Genomic DNA, 22,073 nt, shown 5'->3' with positions numbered 1-22,073 from the left:
GGATGCGTGTTGTGGGGGCTTAGGAGACGTTAGAGCTTAAAGGTTTTTGCTTCAATTGCCCAAAAGTGGACATCAAAGAACTCGTAATTTCACTTCATATATTTGGTTACAGAGTAACTCCAGTTTGTTTTTCGAAGTCAGCTATTATATCTTCCAAATTATTAGGCAAACACCCCCAAATTTCTTGATATGGTGCCATAATAAACTGAAAATTATTTGACATACTGTTTGTTTCTCCAATGTGCCTAACTTTTCTTTTGTTAACGAGTCCTCTTTCGATTTTTGCTTCAAACATATGGCACTCCCCAGATGAGTTCGCACCGTTAAGGGTTATCCCTTCGCTTCGGTTTTCTGCTTCGGCGGCATAACCTGACGCAGGAGTGTCCTCGAAACTTGCCCTCCAAACTTCACCAATCATAATGACTCCATCTGATTTTAACAAATATGCAAGTTTAGCCATCTCTCTTTGGATTAGGTATTTAGATGCTCTGTCGGGGATTTCGGGAGAAGCTATCTGTACAATATCGTTGCCTGATAAGAAAAGTGTGATTGGTAGATGATATCCATCTTTTTTCATTACTGCTCGCGCTACTTTAAACATTGCAGCACAGGCTTCTTCGAAATTGGTTGCTCTATTGAATAATCGCCACGCTCCCGAAGTGCTTCTATACTTTCGCTTTATTTTTGAATTTAAAAGTGGATCCATTTTGGTAACATTAGTTCGGTAGCCTGTTCTTCTCCCATCTTTAATGGAAAAATATACAGCTCTATCTTGCACCAAAGGCGACATATACTCTGGTAGGTTAAAATCAAATTTTTCATCCGTTTCAATATCATAATGTTTGAACAAGCTTTTTAGCAAATCCAGAAATTGACTGTAAACATGCGTCAAAGCTTCTAACACTTCAATCTCGGGTAATTCTTGATCGATCCAGCGTCGTTCCAATACCAAAGTCCCGTGATTAATAACTTGTGGAATTAAAAGCTTCTTTGGGATATTTCGAACAATATCACTTAAAGAAAGTAGGGTTATGTTTGCAGACCATTTACTTTCGGCAGCCCCGAGATAACTTGCAATAATTAATACTCGCGCTTCGCTTTCAGTTTCCAAATCGCCTCGTTTCACAATGCTGTTTCTGGCGTTTACTGCCCATTTCATAATTGGATCAGTTTTCCATTTTTCTTGGAAGCTACCGTACCAATTTTCGAAATCAGGAAGGTGTTTTTTATTAGATTGTAAGACAAATGTAACTGTGCGGGCAGTAGTGATGCTGGCTTGCATTTCAGCAATAAAATCGTCTGGGTCAAAATATGCCGCTGCTGCCTTTTCCCAATGTCGCTTCATACGACCGAGGCGAATAAATGTATTCCTTAATGCAATTTTCGGGTCGTGTTTTTCCATGCTTACTCGTAAGGTTGTTGTTGGTTGAGATGCAATGAATTTTTATATTTTGAGTAGATTGTTTAATATCTACTTTTATCCCCAAAGGAGTCGAAATTATTTTGAGCTAACGTCCCCTTTGAGGATGTTTCGCCATTTTTACCCCCCCCCCCCCCCCCACATTCCTCCTCCCCGCCCTCATCCTGCTGCTACCCTGCGCCTATGTCTCATGCTCCCTTGACAGATGGCTCTATGACAGATGGCTCTATGACAGATGGTTCTTGTTTTTCGCAATTGCGGGCGATGTTGCTTGTCTTATTGGGACAGATAGAGGTGCGTGTTTGTGATCGCCGAGCGAGCGCGGGCGCGCTGCACCGCTTGGTGCGCAAGGCGGGGCGGCTCGCGCATAGGCTCATGCTGATGCAGGTGCATGCGGCCCATATGCGGATGAAGGCTAAAATGCTGGCTGATACGCTATGGCGGCGGCGGGTGATTGCGGCGCTCGGCGGGCTTTGTGGGTTGCAACAATGGCGGCGGCGGTTTCGCGCGGGCGTTGCCTCGCGCCAAACTGTGTCAGATCAGACTCCGTCGCGACATAATTCCACTATACGGCCACACCCGTCACGGCCCGCTGGCCCCACATCTACTCCCATCGCTAATCTTGGGCAATTTCGTTTGCCGCCTCTGCGCCGGGCCTTTTACGGGCGGGCCGATTACGGGCGTCATGGCTATGGCGGCCGTCCCGTCCTATCCCCGCTGCACCGCCCGATTGTGGTGACTGTGGATGAGCTATTGAGCGCCGAAGCCACCGCGCCGCCCCCACCGCCGTCGCTTTATTATCCAAACCCGGTTAAGCCTTACATCCCCCTATCAACGGGCAGTCTTGAAGACCCTATCCCACCGTAAATTACGCATATTGCGGCCTGCATGACATCTCATGGCTTTGGGGTGAGCAATGACGCCTGTCTTATCCATGCTAGCCGCGTAGATCTTTGGATGAGCCGAGCGAGATATGGGAGGTGATGCTCGCCACTTGCGGTAAAATACCCAGCGTATTGGCGTGAAAAGCCTTATAAGCGTCCAGCCCCGCCACTTCGACGCGCAGCATATATTCCACCGCCCCTGTGATATTGTGGCATTCGCGCACTTCGGGCGCGGCCTCCATCGCGGCTTCAAAGGCCAGCGCGTCCTTGCGTAAATGCGCGGACAGGCCGACCAAAACAAAGATGGTAATGCCCACGCCCACGGCCTTGCGGTCAATCACGGCGCGGTAGCCTTTGATAACCCCGCTACGTTCTAAGTCTTGGACCCGGCGTAGACAGGCGGATGGGGACAGCGCCACGCGATTGGATAGCTCTGCATTGCTGATGCGGCCGTTCGTCTCAAGCTCACGCAATATATTGCGGTTAATTTTGTCCATACCCGTCATAGATTGCGTGAATACAGGATTTTTGACGGCAATAACAAGGAAATTCGGCACTGCGCCGCATATTATGGCTTTGAGGTAATAGGAGACAGCCATGATAAAAGATTTAAACCATTATGATATGTCCGCAGAGCGCGGGTTTTTATGCCGCCATAATGCGGGCGATGTAACTCTGTCGGGGGATTGGGCGGTGGCGGCGAAAACTGCGCTGGCTTTGCCGCAAATCCTGCCGAGCGGTCGGGTGCGCGCCCATTTGAAATCGCATTTGCCAGATGGGGATATTGCGGATCAGGTCAAAGAGCTGACAGATGCCCAAGCCCGCGCGGCCATGGTGCATTATTCGTTTATGGTGCAATCCTATGTCTGGGGTGAACCAGACGCGCCAACGGTTATGCCGCGCTGTTTGGCGATGCCGATGGTGGCGCTGGCCGACCGTTTGGGTCAACAACCGCTGCTGCCTTACAGCGGTTATGTGCTGGATAATTGGGACCGTCTTGACCGGGGTGGCCCGATTGATTTGTCTAATATTTATATGATTCAAAATTTTCTCGGTGGCCAGGATGAAAACTGGTTTGTCCTCGTCCATGTCGCAATAGAGGCCCGTGCGGGCGCTGTGCTGGCGGCGATGGGGCCAATTTGCGCCGCTGCGGAGCAGGGCGATATAGACGCCGTCCAATCAGGGCTAGAGGATATGGCGAGCGTTTGGGGGGACTTAAAAGCCATCTTTGACCGCATGCCAGACCGCTGTGACCCTTATGTCTATTTTGAACGGGTGCGGCCCTATATCCACGGTTGGAAAGATAACCCCGCTTTGCCTGACGGCATTATCTATGAAGGCGTGGAAAAATACGGCGATACCCCGCGTGCGTTTCGGGGTCAGACAGGATCACAAAGCTCTATTGTGCCGTCAATGGATGCCTTTTTGGGCATTGGTCACGCGGCTGATCCGCTGCGCGCATTTCTCGATCAGCTGCATATTTACCGTCCGCCAGGGCACCGCGCTTTTATTGATGATGTGCGGGCGACGTCTCGTCTTCGCGACTTTATCAGCGCCTCTGGGCATAAAGGCCTTGTGAACGCCTATAACGCCAATGTGCAAGCGGTCGCGGATTTCCGCTCCCGCCATTTGGAATATGCGGCCAGCTATATCAATAAACAAAGCAAAAACGCCGACGGCAATGACACGGATGTCGGCACAGGCGGCACACCCTTTATGAAATATCTCAAAAAGCACCGCGACGAAACACAGGCGAATTTATTGACGGTCTAAAAGGAGGACATAAAAAACCCTGCGGCATAAGGGGGAGGGCGCCGCAGGGTCTCTGGCCTTGGTTGCCAAGGCCGCTGTGATTGCTCAGGCCTACTGGAGAGACAGGCCTTAAGCGAAATGGGTGGTGCCGCGCGCTTTAGAGCCCGAAAAGGCCGCCTCAGGGGAGGGGGAAGGCGGGCGCGGCACCGTTTAAAGCGGGTGTGGTAACCCTCAAGGGGGGGGAGGGCATTTACCTCTTCGCTATAAACTCTATTTAGGCAGCTTTGCCTTTACCGCTAGGTTTCGCGTCGATTAATTTTTCTCCACGATTGCGGGGTTTAGCTGTTGTGTCACTGCCAATGGCGATTTTGCGGGGCTTTAAGGCCTCCGGAATTTCGCGCAGCAGGGATAGGGTCAATAGGCCGTTCTCCAGGCTTGCGGCTTCAACTCGCACGTGATCAGCCAGTTGAAAGCGGCGTTCAAACCCCCGCTCTGCGATACCGCGGTGCAGGTACTGAACATCGTCATTATCGGCCAAGGCGGCGGTTTTCGACGCCGTGACGGTCAAGACATTGTCTTTGGTCTCTATGTCAAAGTCGCCTTCTGTAAATCCAGCGACGGCCAATTCAATGCGGTATTCGTCATCAGATAATTGAACGACGTTATAGGGTGGATAGGCATTTTGGCTGGCGGCGGATTGGCTCGCGGCATCAATTAAATTGGCCATGCGGTCAAAGCCGACAAAATTACGGTAAAGGGGTGTAAAATCATAAGTACGCATCATTTTTTCCTTTTCAAAGCGATGGGGTGAAATCCCCGAGGTTTGCGACCCTCCATCGGAGCGGTCAGATTTATGAGGCCCTATCGGCGCCTCGGGCTATGATTTGGGATATGAAAACAGGGTTTCAAGGGGGTCGCGACTTTGTGATGCAGTGCAAGGGGTTTGGCCTTGAAACGTCGCTCAATAAGTCCCATTTAGAAGCCTATTATTTTAACGGAGATTTCGATGACATCGCTAAAAACGCTTTTAATTTCAGGACTTAGTGCCACCGCACTGGTTCTAACAGCTTGCTCTAATTCGACGTCTGCGCCCGATGCGCCTGTCGCTGAGGTCGCCGCGCCCGCTACTTTGGCCGAAGTTATCGCCCATCCGCGCCGCGCGGATGACACAGCCCGCGACCAATTTCGTAATCCCCAAGCGACGCTCGACTTTTTTGGCCTGGAACCCGGTATGAATGTCGGTGAAGTCTGGCCCGGTTGGTACACAAAAATTATCGCGCCTTATCTGGCTGAAAACGGCGGCACTTACACCGCAATTCTGTATCAAGAGGCGGGCAGCGAACGCGCCGTAAAACGCAACGCCGCCTTTGCCGAGGCCTATGTTGGGGCCGAGGGATACGGCACAATTAATACGGCTAGCTTTGGTAAAAACCCGACGCCAATCACGGATCCAAATAGTCTGGATATGATCCTGACCTTCCGCAATGTGCATAACTGGATGGGCGGCGATTACGCGGATAAAGCCTTTGCTGATTTTTACGCGGCCCTAAAACCCGGCGGTATTTTGGGCGTGGTCGAACACCGCTTGCCTGAAACGGCGGTGCAAAACCCCACGGGCCGCACGGGCTATGTGCAAGAAAGTTATATGAAAGCGCTGGCTAAAGACGCAGGATTTGAGTTTGTGGACAGCTCAGAAGTCAACGCCAACCCCAAAGATACCGCCGATCACCCGATGGGCGTTTGGACATTGCTGCCGCGTTCAGCCACCCCGAAAGAGGGCTCACCAGAGGCTGACGGCTTTGATGCAGCGCTGTATAAAAACATCGGTGAAAGCGACCGCGCCACGCTTAAATTTAGAAAGCCGCTTTAAGACCAGCGGCGGGAATTTAAAAAGCCGCTTTAAATCCAGCGGTGGAATTAGAACGCCGCTTTAAAATAGATTATGGGCGGAATTAGAATGCCGCCCTAATCCTGCGATAGCGGGTCAGAAAATGCTGGAAATATCAGCCAAGCTTGCCCATATAAATGATAATAGGTTTAACACTAAAGGAAATGACCATGACGAATGAAGAGATTGTCGCAAAAATGAACGAAGCCCTCGGCAAAGCTGGTGGCCTTGATAAATCTGTGAAATTTGATTTTGGCGATGACGGCCAAGTTTTCGCCTCTGGTACTGAGGCGGTTGCCGAAGACAAAGACGCCGATTGCACAATCTCGGTCAGCAAAGATGATTTCATCGCGCTGGCCTCGGGCAATTTGGATCCGATGATGGCCTTTATGTCCGGCAAATTAAAAGTGGCAGGCGATATGTCTGTGGCGATGGGCTTACAAAGCCTGTTTTCCTCTATGTAGGACATCATATCGATTATCTAAAAGGGCCATAACGGCCCTTTTTTTTCAGTGCCATCAGAGACTTTTGTGATGGCCTTCAAAGGGCAAAGCATGCGGGGAACCCTGAATTTTGAGACGGCCAAAGTGGCGCGTCCCCATGGTCGGCCCTTGCCCGATGCGCTTGAAAAGCGTGCCAAGTTTTACCGCGTTCCTATCCCTCATTCGGATGAAAAATCTGGCCCCCCTGTCACCTTACGCGTCATGTTGGCGACGGCGGCATCTGATCATCCGCGCGGTTCGATTATTATGTGTCCAGGGCGCACGGAGTTTATTGAAAAATATTTTGAAACTGTCGTCGACCTGATTGGGCGCGGGTTTAATGTTTTGGTTTTTGATCCGCGAGGCCAAGGATTATCAGACCGTTTGATTGACGACCCGCTGAAAAGCTATGTCCGTGATTTCCAAGATTACGCCGATGACATGGCGGCATTGACTGATATTTTTACACCGCTTTTGCCAAAACCCCATATCCTTATGGGTCACAGCATGGGCGGATGCGTGGCCTTGCAGGCCGTAATTAGCGGCGTTTCAAACCCGTCGGCTGTGGTGTGCTCTGCGCCAATGCTTGGCTTGTTTGATCTCGACTCGCCGCTGATTTGGGCCGTCAAAGCCCTATCGGCTTTGGGGATGTCAAAGCATGACTTGCCGTTTCAAAAAGGCCGCCAAGGTCTGCCCGTGCCGTTTGAGGGCAATAAGCTGACCTCTGACCGTGCGCGCTATGACAGTTGGGCGGCCTATTTCCAAAATATCCCAGAGCTGCGCCTGGGCCCGCCGACCTATGGTTGGATTTGTGCGGCCCTGCGCGCCATGCGGTTCGTGAATAAAAACGCCGATAAAGTCAAAGTCCCGCATTTGATTATCGCGGCGGGCGGCGACCCCATTGTCGACCCGGCGTCTAATGAAGATTTCGCCCGCGCCTCTGGCGGACGGTTTGAAAATGTCAAAGGCGCGATGCATGAATTATTCCTAGAGCGAGACGAATACCGCGATCAATTCCTCGCCCATTTCGACAGTTTCATGGCTGAAAACGCGCTTTAGGGTGTCATGGCTTTAAGGCGTCATGGCCCGTCCTAAATAGGTGTAAAGCTCGGGCAATAATCCGGCGTCCCCAACACAGACCACGCGGCCCCCGTTAACGGGCGACCCGCCGTGCCAATTCGTAATCCGCCCACCTGCACCATGAACAACAGGCATGAGGGCGCGCACATCGCACGGCTTTAACAGCGCCTCTATGATAATATCCATACGGCCACTGGCGACCAAGCCGTAACCAAAGGCATCCAGCCCCAGCCGTGAAAAGGCACATCCCCGGCGGATAATATTATAGGCCGCCAATTCCCCCGGGCCGAGCATCGCCAGCGGTTCCGTGCACCCCAAAGTGCAGTTCGATAGCGCGTCGCGTCCTCGTGTTGATAGGACGGTTTTTGTGCCGTTATCATCAAGGCGCCATGCTTCTGATTGGTCTGCGTGGGTGATACCCATAAAACACTGCCCCATGGCGGGATGATCAATCATGCCAATGACGGGCACGCCGCGGTAAGACAGCGCGACCAGCGTGCTCCAAACGGGGACACCGGCAACAAAGGCGCGCGTCCCGTCGATGGGATCCAACGTCCAGAGCCAGTCATTGCAGCCTGTAATATCGGGGAGTTCTTCGCCCTCTATGCTGTCATCGGCTAATGTGTTTGTAATAAGGGCGCGAAGGCGTCTCTCGCCTTCAACATCGGCATTGGTAACAGGATCAAAATCACTGCCGCTGGCCTTGTTTTGAACCTGCATGCCGTCCGTAAATAGCGGCAGCGTGATATCACGCGCAGCCGACTTTAGCGCGTCAAAGAGGGCCAGCCGTGCGTTAAATTCGTCCTCGGGCGCGGTGACAGATTTTAGGGGGTAGGGTGTGCTCATGCCCTGCTTTAACAGGGCATGCGCCAATTAGGAAGCGAGGTTTTAAACCGCCTTACGGCGCGACTAACCGCAGAGGGGCTTTGCCGTCAGACGCTTCCAATGATTTGGCCAAATCAAGGAAATGTTTCCGCGGCTCTGGGCCCATAGAATAATAGGCCCGCACGAGGTCCATTGTTTCTTTCTTGGACAGCACATCAGGGGCCAAAAATTCTGGAAAGGGGTCATCTGAAAACATATCGCGGTCAGACAGGCCGTCATAAAAATATTGCACCGGCACGCCCAGCGCTTCGGCCAGTTCAAACAAACGCGCTGCAGAGACACGGTTGGCGCCGCATTCATATTTTTGAATTTGCTGGAACCGGATACCAACCATTTCACCGAGTGATTGTTGGGTCAGACCCAAGAGGCGGCGGCGGCGACGAAGGCGTTTGCCGACAAAGTCATCAATTTCATTGGTCATATTGGTCTCTTTTGTTTGGGGCGCAGGCCTACCCTGTCACGCCGTGTTCCCCAGAGAGGGGAGCAAAAGACGTGCCAGTTACGCAGGTGGTTGTTCGCTTAAAAAGAGAGAGATGACGCGACTATTTGGTCAAATTGGCGCAACCCTATAACTGGCGCGCTTAAAATTGTGCCGCTTTGATACAAAGGCGCGCTCATTTGCCCGTCAGTCTCGCGTCTAGGGTTAATGGCGGGTTAAACCTTATTCAGCGGCAAGGGGAAGGGATTTGGATTTAAGCTGCGTTGTGATGTCTTCAAAAATATCTGCCAAATCACACGCGAGCTTTTGATAGGGTTTTGGTTTAGCCTTTAACGTCACCGCGTTCTGATACAGGTCGCGATTAACTTCTATTTGCACCGCCTCGACGCCGACGCTGGGTGTGCCGTAATGGCTGGTGACATAACCGCCCGCATAAGGATAATTGCGTGTCACCGATAGGCCGCGCGCGGTAAAGGCTGTCTCTATGATATTCATGACATGCGGTGCGCAGGACAGACCATATCGGTCGCCCAGTACAATATCGGCGCGCCGTGCACCCATGGGGGCAAAGCCCGGCATGGAATGACAATCAATGACCAGCGCCTGTCCAAAGCTATCTTGGGCCTCTGTAATTAACGCGCGCAAAGCCGCGTGATAGGGATGATAAAGCGCGTCCATGCGCAGGGCAGCAACCGCTTCAGGCAGTGGGTCTTTATAAATAGGTTCGCCCTCTGCGATGATCAGCGGGATAACACCAAAGCCCGCTTTGGCGCGCGCTGTTAATTTTTCAGACGCCCCCGCCCAACCCGGCGGCATTTCATCAGGGGCGCGATTGGCATCAACATAGCAGCGCGGGAAGTTAGCGGATAATAGCGGCGCGCCGAAATCAGGCACGCATGACAAAAGCGCGTCAATATAGGCGTCCTCATTACGGCGAAGCTCTGTCAGGCTGCGCGCGCTGCGGCGGATAAAGCTATCGGGGTAACAGGCGCCAGAATGGGGGCTGGCGAAAATAAGTGGGCTGTCCCAAACCTTGGGCCGCGCAACGGCAAAGGCAGGCGTCATAGCGCGAATTGTGTCGCGCTCCTCGCCCATTTGTGTCCATTTACGCATCAGCCATTCCTTATTAACCACGGTATAGAGAGAGTTTCGTAAAAATGCCAGCCGCTTAGATATCGTTAAGCCCTAGGGATTATAGACGATTATAAAGGTCCGACGGCATCAATCCTGCATAGTGGGCCAGTAAACAGGGGTGAGCACGATTTCGTGTCACAATAGGCCGCGGTGGTGGACCGGGCTTAATGATAATAATGTCGGAAGACGACGCAAAGAGAATAGGGCCCACCATGGCAACGATTTTATACGCAGAAGATGATAATGCGATGCGCGGCTTTTTTGAAAAAGCGCTGGAAAAAGCGGGCCACCACGTCATTGCATGTGCGGACGGCGAACGGGCCTTGCGCGCGCTTAAATTTGCCGACGGTGCGTTTGATCTCCTGCTCACCGATATTATGATGCCTGGCCTTGACGGGATTGAACTGGCCAAACAGGCCGAAACCCTATCTCCTGGTATCAAAATTATGTTCATCACAGGCTTCGCCGCCGTCGCTATGAACGACCCACAAGCGGCTGAATCCACCGTGCTGTCAAAGCCCGTGCATCTGCGCCAATTGGTCAATGAGGTCGATAAGCTGATTGCGGCTTAAGGAGAGCTAGGGGCTGCTTTGTCGCCCTCATCCGAACATCTTAATTGTCGTGATACGGTGCACAAAATTGCGCTAAGGTTGCGCATTTTTGCGGCCCTTGTCCGTATTTTTCCTCGGGAAAATTGCTTTAAGCGGTGCACAAAATTGCGCGAAGGCTGCGCATCTTTGCGGCCCTTATTTTCATTTTTAAAATCCTATGGATTTGAAAAATGAAGGGGATGGTGGGCGATACTGGGATTGAACCAGTGACCCCTACAATGTCAATGTAGTGCTCTCCCGCTGAGCTAATCGCCCGATAAATCGGAACCATCCGAGGCTAAGGGCCGAGGCCGTCCTAGCGAAATGGGGATATATCCGTCTGTGCGCCTCTAATCAAGTCCTTTTAATACCAAAGTTGCGGGCCCGTGCGACCGTATAGCGGCGAGAGTGTTTGAGGCGAGTTGGTGGCCCCATCTTCGCCTTGCGGTACGGCGGCCTTGTTGCGCGCGCATCAATTGCGTAAGAGAGAGCTATGGGTTTTTGGCACAAATATAGGGCGCAAACGGCGAGGGTTGTCTTGGCGATTTTAGGCGCTGTGTTGCCCCTATCTGCCGCCGCCCAATCCAGTTTTTTTGACCCTGATAATCCGCCCACGGCCGACCAAGCCACGGGCGAAGCGGTTGCAGCGGTAGAGTTTGGGCCTGACCAAGTCTGCCTTAGCCTGTCGCGCTGTCTTGAAATTTTAGATACACACGCGCCCGATAGTTTTGACTACACGCTACTCGCGGCGGATTTTGACCGTTACGGGGGTGAGGCGCAATCGGCGCTACTCTCGCGTGTTTTTGCGCCGCTTAAATCAGAGGCCGCTGTGATAGATGCCAATCGCGCGCTGCATATTTTGGCACGCCAACGGGGTTTGCTTTCGCCTGATGCGCAGCGCCGTATGGTGAGCGTGTGGTCGGGATTGCAGGGGGACAGCCCGCTGAACATTGATGATTTGGGGGCTGTGCTAACCCGCCATATCAGCCCCATGGTGCGCGCGGCCGCCATTAACGGCTTGGCATCTAATCAATTGGACGTCCGCAGAGCGTCACAAGTTATGCTGACAAAATTGGCAGCGTCTGATCTTCAATTTGCGCTGCGGCCTGATGATATTAAAAAGCTTGCGCGGGCTCTCACAGCAAACCCCCATCCTGGCGTCGTTGCGGTTCTGGCCAAAGACCGCTCGCCCGCCGTTAATCCTATTTTGGCAGCGACGCTAAAATCCGGCGATGCGGGCAGTGTGAAAATGGCCTATCAAGCGCTGTATGACCGTGACCGCGAAGAGGCGTTCCGCGCCTTAGTCGCGACGCTTTACGGGCTGGATGATAGCGACATAAATGCGGCTTTGGCTCTGGCGGCTATGTTGCGCTCCCGCCATGCTTTGCGCGACGACGGTTTTTATATGACCTTTGCCCGCGATTTGGCGGATGACCCCAAGATGAGTGTGATGGGACGTGTGGCGGGTTTTGACGCACTGCTGCAAACGGGTGCGGAGCTCAACGACACCCCGCTAAACCGTGGGTCATACGCTCGCGCAGTCGACGGCTTTGCGGCGCGTCGCGCTGTGCCTAAAGCCTATTTTCAGTGGCTCTTAACCCATGACCCAAAAACTGTTGACGTGTTCTTATCGCCCTTATCAAAGGCGGTGTCTCGCAGTGCTCAATCAGACCGCCTGACATTAATTCAGTATGCTGGCCGCTTTGATAGCTCGCTAGCGGTGAGCGTGTCTGAAACGGCGTTGCAGGATGAACGTCATCATGCTGTTTTTATTGCGGGGCTTTTGGCGCGTGTGGCGCAAACAAATGCGGCGGATAAAGCGGCATTATCAGCCATGACCCGGGCGCTTAAAACAGAGCATCCAATCACAAAAGTGCGCCAAGCCGCGTCACTGGCCAATGAGGCCTTAGAGGCGAAAAATACACGGGCGGCCTTGGCGCAGTTACGCCTGCCGTCCATAGAGGCTGTGAATAAAGCTGAGCGTTTTTGCAAAGTGACGTCACAGGATTTTAACAAAGCCGCGAAGCAAATGCCCTATTTCGATGTCGGTCAATTGGCGTCAGGCGCGCCAGCGCTGCGTGGATGGTTACGCTCGGCAAGCCGCGTCAGCGGCGGATGGTTAGCGGGTTACGCCAGTCCCACGTCAGGGGCGCTCCTGCTTTATGATACGACCACAGGCGCGGTGATAGACATTATGCCGCCTGATGTGCCCGACGCTCATCATGCCGTGCGGGCCATCATCCCAATGACAGAGGTGAAACTGGGGCATACGGCGTCTGACTTTTGGGCCGTTGTGGGCCAAGGCGATGTGGCCGCGATTTACCGGGTGAGTGCGTCCTCGCGCGGCATGTCCGTGCGCTTTGCGACCAGCCTGCCGTCTGTGCCCACCCACATAGCACGCAGCCCCATAGGGGGTGTCGTGACCGCCTTTGGTCGTGATAATCCGCCGCTTCATTTTGATAACAGTGATGGTTTGACCCGATATTGTAATCAGGGCAGAAAGGCGCAAACGTCTCTCCTGCCTTAACCTCCTCCTGCCTTAAACCTAACGGGTCATCAAAAGAGTTATCATGAGCTATTCCGAAGCCGCCGCTTTATCCGCCTTAAAAGATATATCTGACCCCATCTCTGGCCGCGATATTGTTTCGGCGGGACTGCTCGGTGATTTATCGTTTAAGGCCGGAGTGCTGCGCGCGATATTGTTGATTGATCCTGCGCGCGCCAAAGATTACGGCCCTGTGCGAGAGGCGATGGAAGCGGCACTGAAAACCCTGCCCGGTATAGACCGCGCCTCTGTGTTAATGACAGCGCATAAATCCGCTCCTGCCGTGACCAAGCCCCGACCCAATGCGAGCGGTGAGGCGCCCAAACGCAGCGGCAATCCGCATCAGGCTCGCCGTCCAGAGGGTTATCAAGGCGACGCCCATGTTAAAAAAACAATCGCGATTAGCTCGGCCAAAGGCGGCGTAGGTAAGTCGACTGTGTCTGTTAATCTGGCTGTGGCGCTGGCCCGCATGGGGAAATCTGTCGGTTTGCTCGACGCGGATATTCACGGGCCAAGTGCGCCCATTGTGCTGGGGCTGAAAGGCGCGCGCGCAACGACTGTGCGTGTTCAAGACAGACCGCTGATAAAGCCGCTGGAGGCCTACGGCATAAAGGCCATGTCGATTGGGTTTTTGACCAAGGATGACGGGCCGATTATCTGGCGCGGGCCGATGGTGCAAGGCGCGATGTCAAAAATGCTTTGGGATTGCGATTGGGGGGAGCTTGATGTGCTTCTTATTGATATGCCGCCCGGGACAGGGGACGCGCAACTTGGTCTGGCCCAAGACATTAAACCTGACGGCGCAGTCATCGTTTCAACGCCGCAGGATTTGGCGCTGGCGGATGCGCGCAAAGGGGTGATGATGTTTGAAAAAGTCGATATTCCAATCGTGGGCGTGGTCGAAAATATGTCGATCTTCACCTGTCCTGATTGCGGCGCGACCCATAATATTTTTGGTGGCGGCGGGGCTGAGGCTGAGGCCAAGACCATGAAGGTGCCGTTCCTTGGCGCTGCGCCTTTGGCTATGTCTATCCGAGAGTCAGGCGATAGCGGCGTTCCTGTTGCGGCAACAGACGATGCGGCGGCGGATTATTTCAAGGTGATGGCAGAAAAATTACTGGCTAATTTAGCTTAGTTTTCTTCCTAGACAGCGACCACCGCAGCCAAATTCCAAAGACTTTTGGGCCCTCAATAAGGTAACGTTTCCACAGACGTCCGGGTTCTGATCCCAATCGGTATAGCCATTCTAGCCGCGCGGATTGCATCCATTTCGGCGCGCGTTTCACACGCCCACCGAGAAAATCAAGGCTTGCCCCGACACAAAGACCAAGGCCGACACAATCGCCGCGCTCTAGCGCCGCCTTGGCGACCATTTCTTGTTGCGGGCTACCCACGCAAATAAAGACATAACGCGATGGGTGATCGGCGATAAATTGTGCCGTATCCGCGACCGCATCGGGTTTGTGGCGTAGGCCCATGGGCGGCTCATAATGATAGATGTTACTCAGCCCGTATTTGGCTTTTACAATCTCGATAATCTCTGCATCGGCCCCAATGACTGTGATGGGGTCATCTTTTGTGATGACATTATCAAAGAGCTGCTGCGTTAGGTCAGATCCCGGAACGGCGCGCAAGGGAATACCCGAAAAATGCGCTAGTAATTCCAAGATGCGACTATCGCAAACGGATATCCACGCCGTATCATAAAGCGGGGTAAAGACGTCGGGCTCTTTAGAGAGGCGCACGATGTGATCAACATTCGGCGTCACAATATAGCGAAAACCATGGTCCAAAGTGATCCATTTACAACGCGACAAGGTCTGCATCGGCGTGAGTGGATCAAAGGTCGTGCCGACAAAATCATAAGAGCGCGGATTGACCCGCCAATCGGTTTGCCCTTGGCGAGGTTCTGCGCGCCTGTCGATGCCGCGCGGTTGCGGCGGAATAATTTTTTTGACAGCACTCATGTCACCAAACCCTTAGTTCACGCTGCCCGCATTGACGGTGAGGCAGTTTCTAGGGTTGGTTATACCGCGGTAAGGTTATAGTTTCGTTTACAGCACGTCCAAAATGGCCGTCGCAAAACGGGGGATGTTTTGCGTGCTGGCGCCGGCAATATTAATCCGCCCCGAATTGGTGAGGTAGACTGAGTGTTTTTCGCGCAGTGCGACCGCTTGGTCAACAGACAGGGGCAGGGTAGAAAACATACCATTTTGGGCTTTCACAGCGGCCGCAATGACCTCTGCGCCTTGAACGCTCAGCGCGTCTGATAGCTGCGCGCGCAGGGCAATGATACGCTCGCGCATCTCTGTCAGCTCGTCTTCCCACATCGTATAAAGGGCTTTGTCGCCCAAGATACGCGCAACCAAGGCTGCCCCGTGATCGGGCGGCATAGAAATCATGCGGCGTTGAATGGCCCCAAGCTGGCTTTGGATGATCTTTGCTGTGTCCGCTGTTTTGCTCATGATAGCCACAAGGCCAACGCGTTCCCGGTATAGGGCAAAGTTCTTAGAGCATGACGCGGCTAGGACCAGTTCTGGCACGGCACGCATCAGGGTTTTAAGACCGTATGTATCGTCCTCCATCCCGCGACCTAGACCGAAATAGGCCAAATCCACAAAAGGAATTAATCCGCGTTCGGGTAAAAATTCGGCCAGCGTGTCCCACTGCGCGTGGGATAAATCCGCCCCTGTCGGATTATGGCAACAGCCGTGCAACAGAACAATATCGCCCGCTTTGGCGTGTTTATCCAGATGCGCAATCATATCATCAAAATCAACGCCGAGTGTTTCGCGGTTATAATAAGGGTAATTTTCAATGCGTAGCCCCGTAGAGCCGATCAGCGGCATGTGGTTGGCCCATGTCGGGGTGCTGACCCAAACTGTGCTGTCAGGGGACGCACCGTGTAGCAGTTCCGCGCCGAGGCGTAGCGCGCCGCTGCCGCCCGCGCCCTGCGCGCTGGACAGGCGAGGGGCGAGCGCTTGGTGCATATCTTCGCCAAGTATGAGGCTGAGCATATGTTTGCGGAAATCGGCGTTGCCGACAGTGCCGACATAGGTTTTTGTGTCTTCTTCGGACCACCATAACTGCTCGGCCTTTTTCACCGCACGCATAATCGGCGTTGCGCCGTCACCCGTTTTATAAACACCAACGCCCAAATCAATTTTATCGGGATTGGGGTCGGCTTTGCACAATTCCATCAAATGCATGATGGCGTCAGGCGCTTGGGGGGTGAGGTGGTCAAACATGGTATAGTCCCGCTTCGTTAGGCGTTGTAATTAGCGCAAGCTAAGTGACGGGGGAAGAGTAAAGGCAGAGCCTATCTTAAAAATATGGGCCGCAACAAATTTTGTGCGCGGATTTCGGGGCTAGTCTTTATCCAGGTCTTGGCGGATATGCGGGTCGCTTAAAAGTTCGCTCATTTCTTGGGCGGTTTCAAAACTGGTATCGAGCACAAATTTAAGGGCAGGGGTGGATTTCATTTCCATCTCTGACCCTAACCGCCCGCGTAGAAACTTCTTCGCCCGATTGAGTGCGTCAATCAAGGTCTGAGACTCGGCTGGATTACGACCACCGCCCAAGGGCGCTGCGTAAACAATCGCATGTTTTAAATCCGGGCTGACCCGAACTTCGGAAATCGTCACAGATTTACCTTGCAAATCTTTGTCGCGAAAATGTTCCTTGGCAATAATTTCGGCCAACATACGACGAATTAATTCACCCGCTTTTAACATGCGTTGGGACGGGGCTTTGTGCTTGCTCATATCGGTCTCAAATAAATCTTTAATGTTATCTATCATGAAAAAGGCGCGACTGAAACATCGCGCCTTTATAATCATGTCATGGGAGCGTTTGGATTAATCCAGATTACGCTCAATCATCTCGACAGTGAAACATTCGATCTGGTCGCCCTTACGCATATCTTCGTAATTCTCAAAGGCCATACCACATTCCATACCCGCTTGGACTTTTTCAACTTCGTCCTTAAAGCGTTTTAGCGTGCGTAGCATACCTTCGTGGACGACGACATTATCGCGTAGAAGCCGCACACCAGAGCCGCGTTCAACGCGTCCTTCGGTCACCTTACAGCCTGCGATTTTGCCCGTCTTGGAGATATTGAAAATCTCAAGCACTTCGGCGTAACCAATGAAGGTCTCGCGGCGCTCTGGTTCCAACATCCCTGACAGCACGCCTTTGACGTCGTCAATTAGGTCATAGATGATAGAGTAATAGCGGATCTCGACACCTTCGCGCTCGGCCAGATCTTTGGCTTGACGGTTCGGGCGCACGTTAAAGGCCAGAACCGGCGCGTCTGACGCTTTGGCCAGCATGATATCAGATTCTGATATTGCACCTGCCGCGCCGTGAATAACGCGGGCTCTAACCTCGTCATTACCCAAACCTTCGACAGATGATTTAATCGCCTCGACAGAACCCTGCACGTCACCTTTCACAAGGACAGGCATTTCAGACATCGTTTTGTCTTGCAGCTTGGCCATCATGGCTTCCATAGACGCCAGTGCACTAGGGGCGACAGTCGCGGCTTTTTTCAGCTGACGTTCGCGGTATTCTGTAATTTCGCGCGCTTTTTGCTCGGTCTCGACAACGGCAAAGGGCTCGCCGGGTGTTGGTGCGCCGTCAAATCCCATAAGCTCTACTGCCGCAGACGGTCCAGCCAGCTTCATTTGCTTGCCGCGTTCGTCCATCATGGCTTTAACTTTGCCCCAATATTGACCCGCCACAACAATATCGCCGCGTTTTAATGTGCCGCGTTTGACCAAGAGGGTCGCAACAGGGCCGCGACCTTTTTCAATCTTACTCTCGATCACCATACCGTCGGCATCGCGTGTTGGATTGGCCTTAAGGTCCATCAATTCCGCTTGCAGGGTGATGGCTTCGGTTAGCTCGTCCAGCCCCGTTTTCTTCTTGGCAGAGACATGAATAGACTGCGTTTCGCCTGACATGCTTTCCGTGATAATTTCGTGTTGCAATAGATCGGTTTCAACCTTGGTTGCGTCCGCCTCATAGGTGTCCATCTTATTGACGGCCACAATAATCGGGGTGTCGGCAGCGCGGGCATGTTTAATGCTCTCGATCGTTTGTGGTTTCACACCATCGTCAGCGGCGACAACTAGGATAACAATGTCCACGGCCTGCGCGCCGCGTGTCCGCATCGCAGAGAACGCCGCGTGACCGGGTGTATCCAGAACCGTAATCTTGGCCCCCGTTTTCAGCTGTAGCTGATAGGCCCCAATATGCTGGGTGATACCGCCGGCTTCACCGCCCGCGACATCTGTCGTACGCAAGGCATCCAGCAGAGATGTTTTACCGTGGTCAACGTGACCCATAATGGCAATGACGGGCGCGCGTGGTTTTTGCTTGCTCTCATCGACCGGGTCGTCGTCTTTGATAAAGTCAAATTCGACATCAGATTCGGCAACGCGTTTAACAGTGTGGCCGAAATCTTCGGCAATCACTTGGGCCGTATCGGCGTCAAGCACATCATTAATCTTAAGCATGTCGCCTTGCTTCATCAGATATTTGACAACATCGGCACCGCGCTCTGCCATACGGTTGGCTAACTCGCCGACCGTAATCACTTCGGGGATTGTAACCTCGCGAGAGATTTTACCAGAATCAGTTTGACCGCCGCGTTGACGGGCTTTTTCTTTTTCGCGCGCACGGCGCACAGAAGCAAGTGAGCGTTGACGCTCGTCATTACCCGCAAGGGCGGACACGATGGTCAGCTTGCCTTTGCGGCGACCGCTGTCCGACCCTTTGGTCGTGCGGGACGGCTTGCTTGGCATATTGCGTGATTTTTTGATACGACCGCCAGCTTTTTCAAGCTCTGTGCGGGTATCTTTTTCGTCATCGCCAGCCAGAATAGCGGCAGCCTTTGACGGCGCGCGGCGGGCGGCCTCGGCTTCTTCGCGAACGCGTTCGGCCTCTTCCTCTTCCATGCGGCGAAGTTCTTCTTCTTCTTCGGCTTTTTTCTTAGCGCGCAGTGCATTTTGCTCTTCGACCATGCGGGCGCGGCGTTCTTCTTCTTCGGCGCGGCGCGCGGCTTCGCGGGCACTGTTTTCAGCAGCCGCCGATTGGACGGCTTCTTGGCGCTTAATATATTCATCCTTGGACAGGCCTAGCTTACGGGCCGCCTCGGCAATCTCGTCAATCTGCGGCTTGTTCGGGGCCAGACCCTCAGGGGCTTTGGGCGCAGCCTTTGGCGTCACGCTGACGGGGGCAGGCTTTTTCAGCTTCACTGATCCCGGCGCGCCAACAACGCGGCGTTTTTTCGTTTCGACCACAACCTGCTTTGACCGTCCACCAGACATATTCTGGCGCACAGTTCCACCTTTTCCGAGGCTTAAGGGCCGACGGGCAGGTTTCTTATCTTTATCGTTCGTATCGCTCATTTAATTCTTCCTAGCACCGGGTCATAAATCCAGTGTCTTCCTTGCTTTATCCGTTTTGCAAAGTCCGCGTAACCTAGCGCTCTGCATTATATATTCAACACTCAATCCCCGCTATAGCGGGGTTATTTATGCGCTTTAGGCCCCATATTGCCGTTCATGGGCAATATCAGGCCAATCAGGCGGCACAAGATCGCGAAATCCTGCGAGCCGTTTCACCTCTTGCGCCAAGGCCTTGGCCATGGGCCCGCGCGGCAGACCGATATGTACCACCGACTCCCGCGAGAGGGCCGCCGCCAGTTCTTCATTTGTAAAACATCCCATGACTTTCGGCAGGGGAAGCTCTAATTCTTTTGCGACGGCCTTGGATAGCGTACGAATTTTACTCCGCCCGTCCTCTGATCCGTCTTTGGCCTCAATCCGCCAGGCCAGCGTACCTTCGCCAGCCGCCGTTTTGACCTGATCATATCCTAAATAGATATGACCTGATTTGCGCGCCATGGTGATAAGACCCAAAATACGGCGACATAACAAATCCTCGACAAGGGTTGTCATATCATCCGGCACCACGGCTTTGCCTTTGAATGACCGCGCAAAACCCTTGGACTTTATCACGGCGTTTAGCGCCTCTTTATTAGCGCTTACCCATGCGCCGCGTCCCGGTAGCTTTCCCACAATATCGGGCGTGACCACATAATCAGGGCTCAGCACAAAGCGGATCATATCGCGGGGGTCTGTGACCTCTCCGCTGGCAAGGCACTTACGCTCGCGGTTTTTATGACCGCGCTTTTTCGCCCACGCCTCATCACTCTCTTCTTCCAACATATCTGTTGGTAAGGGATGTGATGTGGGGTCTGTGTGGGCGGTGTTCAAGGGCGTATCCGTGTCTAAATTTATCGCGGGTCTAGCCGAAAACGTCGTCAGCGGTGAGAACAGCGTCGCCGTTTTCGTCCGTTTGTGCGGCGTCTTCTTCGGTTTCTTCCTCTTCAATCTCTGCGATTAGCGCGCTTTCATCAATCCAGCCTGCTTTAACGCGGGCTTGCATGATGAGCATTGTCGCGTCTTCTTCAGACATTTTAAAGCTCTCTAATATGCCTTCCTCATGGATTTTCTCGCCGTTTTTATACTCAGTATAACCGCGCAAATCATCAGGGACGAGGCCAGCGACATCTTCGACCGATTTGATTTCGTGCTTACCAAATTGCACAGCCATCGGCAGGGTAACGCCTTCGACGTCCAGCACATCGTCCTCAACGCCAGCGGCTTTACGCTCTTCGTCTTGAGCATCGGCCAGTTTCTGGAGATATTCACGCGCGCGGGCTTGAAGCTCTTCGGCTGTTTCTTCGTCAAACCCGTCAATAGCGGTCAGTTCGGCAAGCTCGACGTAACCAACTTCTTCCATGGTTTGGAAGCCTTCTGACACAAGAAGTTGCGCAATCATTTCGTCAACATCCAGACCTGTCATGAACAGCTCTGAGCGCTCGGCAAACTCTTTTTGACGACGCTCTGATTCTTGCTCTTCGGTCATGATATCAATCGCCCAACCTGATAGCTGTGACGCCAAACGCACATTTTGACCACGACGGCCAATGGCCAGTGATAGCTGCTCATCAGGGACAACGACCTCGATACGGTTTTCGTCCTGATCCAGTACGACTTTGGTCACTTCGGCTGGCTGCAAAGCGTTCACGATAAAGGTCGCGGCTTCGTCGGTCCACGGGATGATGTCGATGCGCTCACCTTGCAGCTCATTGACGACCGCTTGCACGCGCGAGCCGCGCATACCAACACAGGCCCCGACAGGGTCGATAGAGCCGTCATTGGAATAAACCGCGATTTTGGCACGAGAACCCGGATCGCGCGCAACGGCCACGATTTGAATGATGCCTTCATAAACTTCGGGCACTTCTTGGGCGAACAATTGCGCCATAAATTCCGGAGCAGAGCGCGACAAGAAGATTTGGCTGCCGCGGGGTTCTTCGCGCACATCCAGGATATAGGCACGGATACGATCGCCGTTTTTGACGTTTTCACGCGGCAAAGTTTGGTCGCGGCGGATGACGCCTTCGGCCCGGCCCAAATCAACAATGATGTGACCATATTCAACGCGTTTGACGATGCCGTTGATGATCTCGCCTTTGCGGTCTTTATATTCTTCGAACTGACGGGCGCGTTCGGCTTCGCGAACTTTTTGCATAATGACCTGCTTGGCCATTTGTGACTGCACGCGACCAAATTCAATCGGCGGCAGTGGCGTTACAATTTCATAGCCAATCTCGGCCTCGGGATGATCAAGTTGTGCTGTGGCAAGGTTGGTCTCTGTCGCGTCGTTTTCAATCTCTTCGACCACAGTGACAACACGGGTCAGGTCCATTTCGCCTGTCACAGGGTTCAGCTTAGCGCGAATATCAAGCTCTGATCCGTAACGCAGACGGGCGGCTTTTTGAATGGCTTCTTCAATCGCGCCCAGCACAATGGCTTTGTCGATTTGTTTTTCCTGCGCAACGGCGCTGGCGATTTGCAAAAGCTCTAGGCGGTTTGCGCTAATTCCTGATGTCGACATA

Annotated in this window: 20 protein-coding genes and 1 tRNA gene; 8 read left to right on the top strand and 13 right to left on the bottom strand. The window is 53.1% G+C overall.

The window, feature by feature from the left end; genetic code table 11:
• Nucleotides 1–106: 106 nt before the first annotated feature.
• On the bottom strand, nt 107–1,402 hold the full coding sequence (locus tag AB6B37_RS13510; protein ID WP_371396349.1) for a hypothetical protein: 1,296 nt from the start codon (nt 1,400–1,402) through the stop codon (nt 107–109).
• Nucleotides 1,403–1,633: 231 nt separating this feature from the next.
• Here AB6B37_RS13510 and AB6B37_RS13505 point away from each other — a divergent pair, with 231 nt between their 5' ends.
• Nucleotides 1,634–2,287: a hypothetical protein gene (locus AB6B37_RS13505; protein ID WP_371396348.1), complete on the top strand. Its 654-nt coding sequence runs from the start codon at nt 1,634–1,636 to the stop codon at nt 2,285–2,287.
• A gap of 70 nt (nt 2,288–2,357) precedes the next feature.
• Here the strand turns inward: AB6B37_RS13505 and AB6B37_RS13500 are convergent, their stop codons facing one another.
• Nucleotides 2,358–2,801, bottom strand: coding sequence for an Lrp/AsnC family transcriptional regulator (locus AB6B37_RS13500; RefSeq protein ID WP_371398462.1), 444 nt, complete (start codon nt 2,799–2,801; stop codon nt 2,358–2,360).
• Between the two features lie 100 nt (nt 2,802–2,901).
• On the opposite strand from AB6B37_RS13500, the gene AB6B37_RS13495 reads away from it, so the two are divergent.
• Nucleotides 2,902–4,077 (top strand): indoleamine 2,3-dioxygenase, encoded by a 1,176-nt coding sequence (locus AB6B37_RS13495; protein WP_371396347.1) that lies wholly within the window; start codon nt 2,902–2,904, stop codon nt 4,075–4,077.
• Between the two features lie 253 nt (nt 4,078–4,330).
• Here AB6B37_RS13495 and AB6B37_RS13490 read toward each other — a convergent pair whose 3' ends face one another.
• On the bottom strand, nt 4,331–4,840 hold the full coding sequence (locus tag AB6B37_RS13490; protein WP_371396346.1) for an Hsp20 family protein: 510 nt from the start codon (nt 4,838–4,840) through the stop codon (nt 4,331–4,333).
• A 222-nt stretch (nt 4,841–5,062) separates the two neighbouring features.
• On the opposite strand from AB6B37_RS13490, the gene AB6B37_RS13485 reads away from it, so the two are divergent.
• From AB6B37_RS13485 to AB6B37_RS13475, 3 genes are all read left to right on the top strand, one after another.
• Complete coding sequence (locus AB6B37_RS13485) at nt 5,063–5,926, top strand: class I SAM-dependent methyltransferase (protein WP_371396345.1); 864 nt, start codon at nt 5,063–5,065, stop codon at nt 5,924–5,926.
• Nucleotides 5,927–6,114: 188 nt separating this feature from the next.
• Nucleotides 6,115–6,408, top strand: a complete 294-nt coding sequence (locus AB6B37_RS13480) for an SCP2 sterol-binding domain-containing protein (RefSeq protein ID WP_371396344.1) — start codon at nt 6,115–6,117, stop codon at nt 6,406–6,408.
• A gap of 90 nt (nt 6,409–6,498) precedes the next feature.
• Complete coding sequence (locus AB6B37_RS13475) at nt 6,499–7,485, top strand: alpha/beta fold hydrolase (RefSeq protein WP_371396343.1); 987 nt, start codon at nt 6,499–6,501, stop codon at nt 7,483–7,485.
• 12 nt (nt 7,486–7,497) lie between these two features.
• On the opposite strand, the gene AB6B37_RS13470 is transcribed toward AB6B37_RS13475, so the two are convergent.
• The 3 genes from AB6B37_RS13470 to AB6B37_RS13460 form a co-directional block, all read right to left on the bottom strand.
• Nucleotides 7,498–8,352, bottom strand: coding sequence for an inositol monophosphatase family protein (locus tag AB6B37_RS13470; RefSeq protein WP_371396342.1), 855 nt, complete (start codon nt 8,350–8,352; stop codon nt 7,498–7,500).
• A 52-nt stretch (nt 8,353–8,404) separates the two neighbouring features.
• Complete coding sequence (locus AB6B37_RS13465; RefSeq protein ID WP_371396341.1) at nt 8,405–8,812, bottom strand: helix-turn-helix domain-containing protein; 408 nt, start codon at nt 8,810–8,812, stop codon at nt 8,405–8,407.
• Between the two features lie 240 nt (nt 8,813–9,052).
• Nucleotides 9,053–9,943 carry an N-formylglutamate amidohydrolase gene (locus tag AB6B37_RS13460; RefSeq protein WP_371396340.1) on the bottom strand — a complete coding sequence of 297 codons (891 nt, stop codon included), beginning with the start codon at nt 9,941–9,943 and terminating at the stop codon, nt 9,053–9,055.
• Nucleotides 9,944–10,176: 233 nt separating this feature from the next.
• Between AB6B37_RS13460 and AB6B37_RS13455 the strand changes: the two genes are divergently transcribed.
• On the top strand, nt 10,177–10,536 hold the full coding sequence (locus AB6B37_RS13455) for a response regulator (RefSeq protein ID WP_371396339.1): 360 nt from the start codon (nt 10,177–10,179) through the stop codon (nt 10,534–10,536).
• A 219-nt stretch (nt 10,537–10,755) separates the two neighbouring features.
• Here AB6B37_RS13455 and AB6B37_RS13450 read toward each other — a convergent pair.
• Nucleotides 10,756–10,830 (bottom strand) — tRNA-Val (locus AB6B37_RS13450).
• Between the two features lie 217 nt (nt 10,831–11,047).
• On the opposite strand from AB6B37_RS13450, the gene AB6B37_RS13445 reads away from it, so the two are divergent.
• Nucleotides 11,048–13,081, top strand: a complete 2,034-nt coding sequence (locus AB6B37_RS13445; protein ID WP_371396338.1) for a hypothetical protein — start codon at nt 11,048–11,050, stop codon at nt 13,079–13,081.
• A gap of 43 nt (nt 13,082–13,124) precedes the next feature.
• Nucleotides 13,125–14,234 carry a P-loop NTPase gene (locus tag AB6B37_RS13440; RefSeq protein WP_371396336.1) on the top strand — a complete coding sequence of 370 codons (1,110 nt, stop codon included), beginning with the start codon at nt 13,125–13,127 and terminating at the stop codon, nt 14,232–14,234.
• On the opposite strand, the gene AB6B37_RS13435 is transcribed toward AB6B37_RS13440, so the two are convergent.
• From AB6B37_RS13435 to nusA, 6 genes are all read right to left on the bottom strand, one after another.
• A complete protein-coding gene (locus AB6B37_RS13435; RefSeq protein WP_371396335.1) occupies nt 14,221–15,066 on the bottom strand; it encodes a WecB/TagA/CpsF family glycosyltransferase in 846 nt (281 codons plus the stop codon). The two genes, AB6B37_RS13440 and AB6B37_RS13435, sit on opposite strands and share 14 nt — an antisense overlap.
• Nucleotides 15,067–15,153: 87 nt before the next feature.
• Complete coding sequence (locus tag AB6B37_RS13430) at nt 15,154–16,347, bottom strand: aromatic amino acid transaminase (RefSeq protein ID WP_371396333.1); 1,194 nt, start codon at nt 16,345–16,347, stop codon at nt 15,154–15,156.
• 120 nt (nt 16,348–16,467) lie between these two features.
• Nucleotides 16,468–16,899 carry a 30S ribosome-binding factor RbfA gene (rbfA, locus tag AB6B37_RS13425; RefSeq protein WP_371396332.1) on the bottom strand — a complete coding sequence of 144 codons (432 nt, stop codon included), beginning with the start codon at nt 16,897–16,899 and terminating at the stop codon, nt 16,468–16,470.
• 57 nt (nt 16,900–16,956) lie between these two features.
• Nucleotides 16,957–19,512, bottom strand: a complete 2,556-nt coding sequence (gene infB, locus AB6B37_RS13420; protein WP_371396331.1) for a translation initiation factor IF-2 — start codon at nt 19,510–19,512, stop codon at nt 16,957–16,959.
• Nucleotides 19,513–19,647: 135 nt separating this feature from the next.
• A complete protein-coding gene (locus tag AB6B37_RS13415; RefSeq protein ID WP_371396330.1) occupies nt 19,648–20,382 on the bottom strand; it encodes an RNA-binding protein in 735 nt (244 codons plus the stop codon).
• Between the two features lie 31 nt (nt 20,383–20,413).
• On the bottom strand, nt 20,414–22,072 hold the full coding sequence (gene nusA, locus AB6B37_RS13410) for a transcription termination factor NusA (RefSeq protein ID WP_371396329.1): 1,659 nt from the start codon (nt 22,070–22,072) through the stop codon (nt 20,414–20,416).
• Nucleotide 22,073 lies beyond the last annotated feature (1 nt).

Source organism: Fretibacter rubidus (assembly GCF_041429785.1).
Lineage (GTDB): Bacteria > Pseudomonadota > Alphaproteobacteria > Caulobacterales > Maricaulaceae > Fretibacter > Fretibacter rubidus.
The sequence above is the reverse complement of the archived record's forward strand: the minus strand, read 5'-3'. Positions and strand labels throughout refer to the sequence as shown.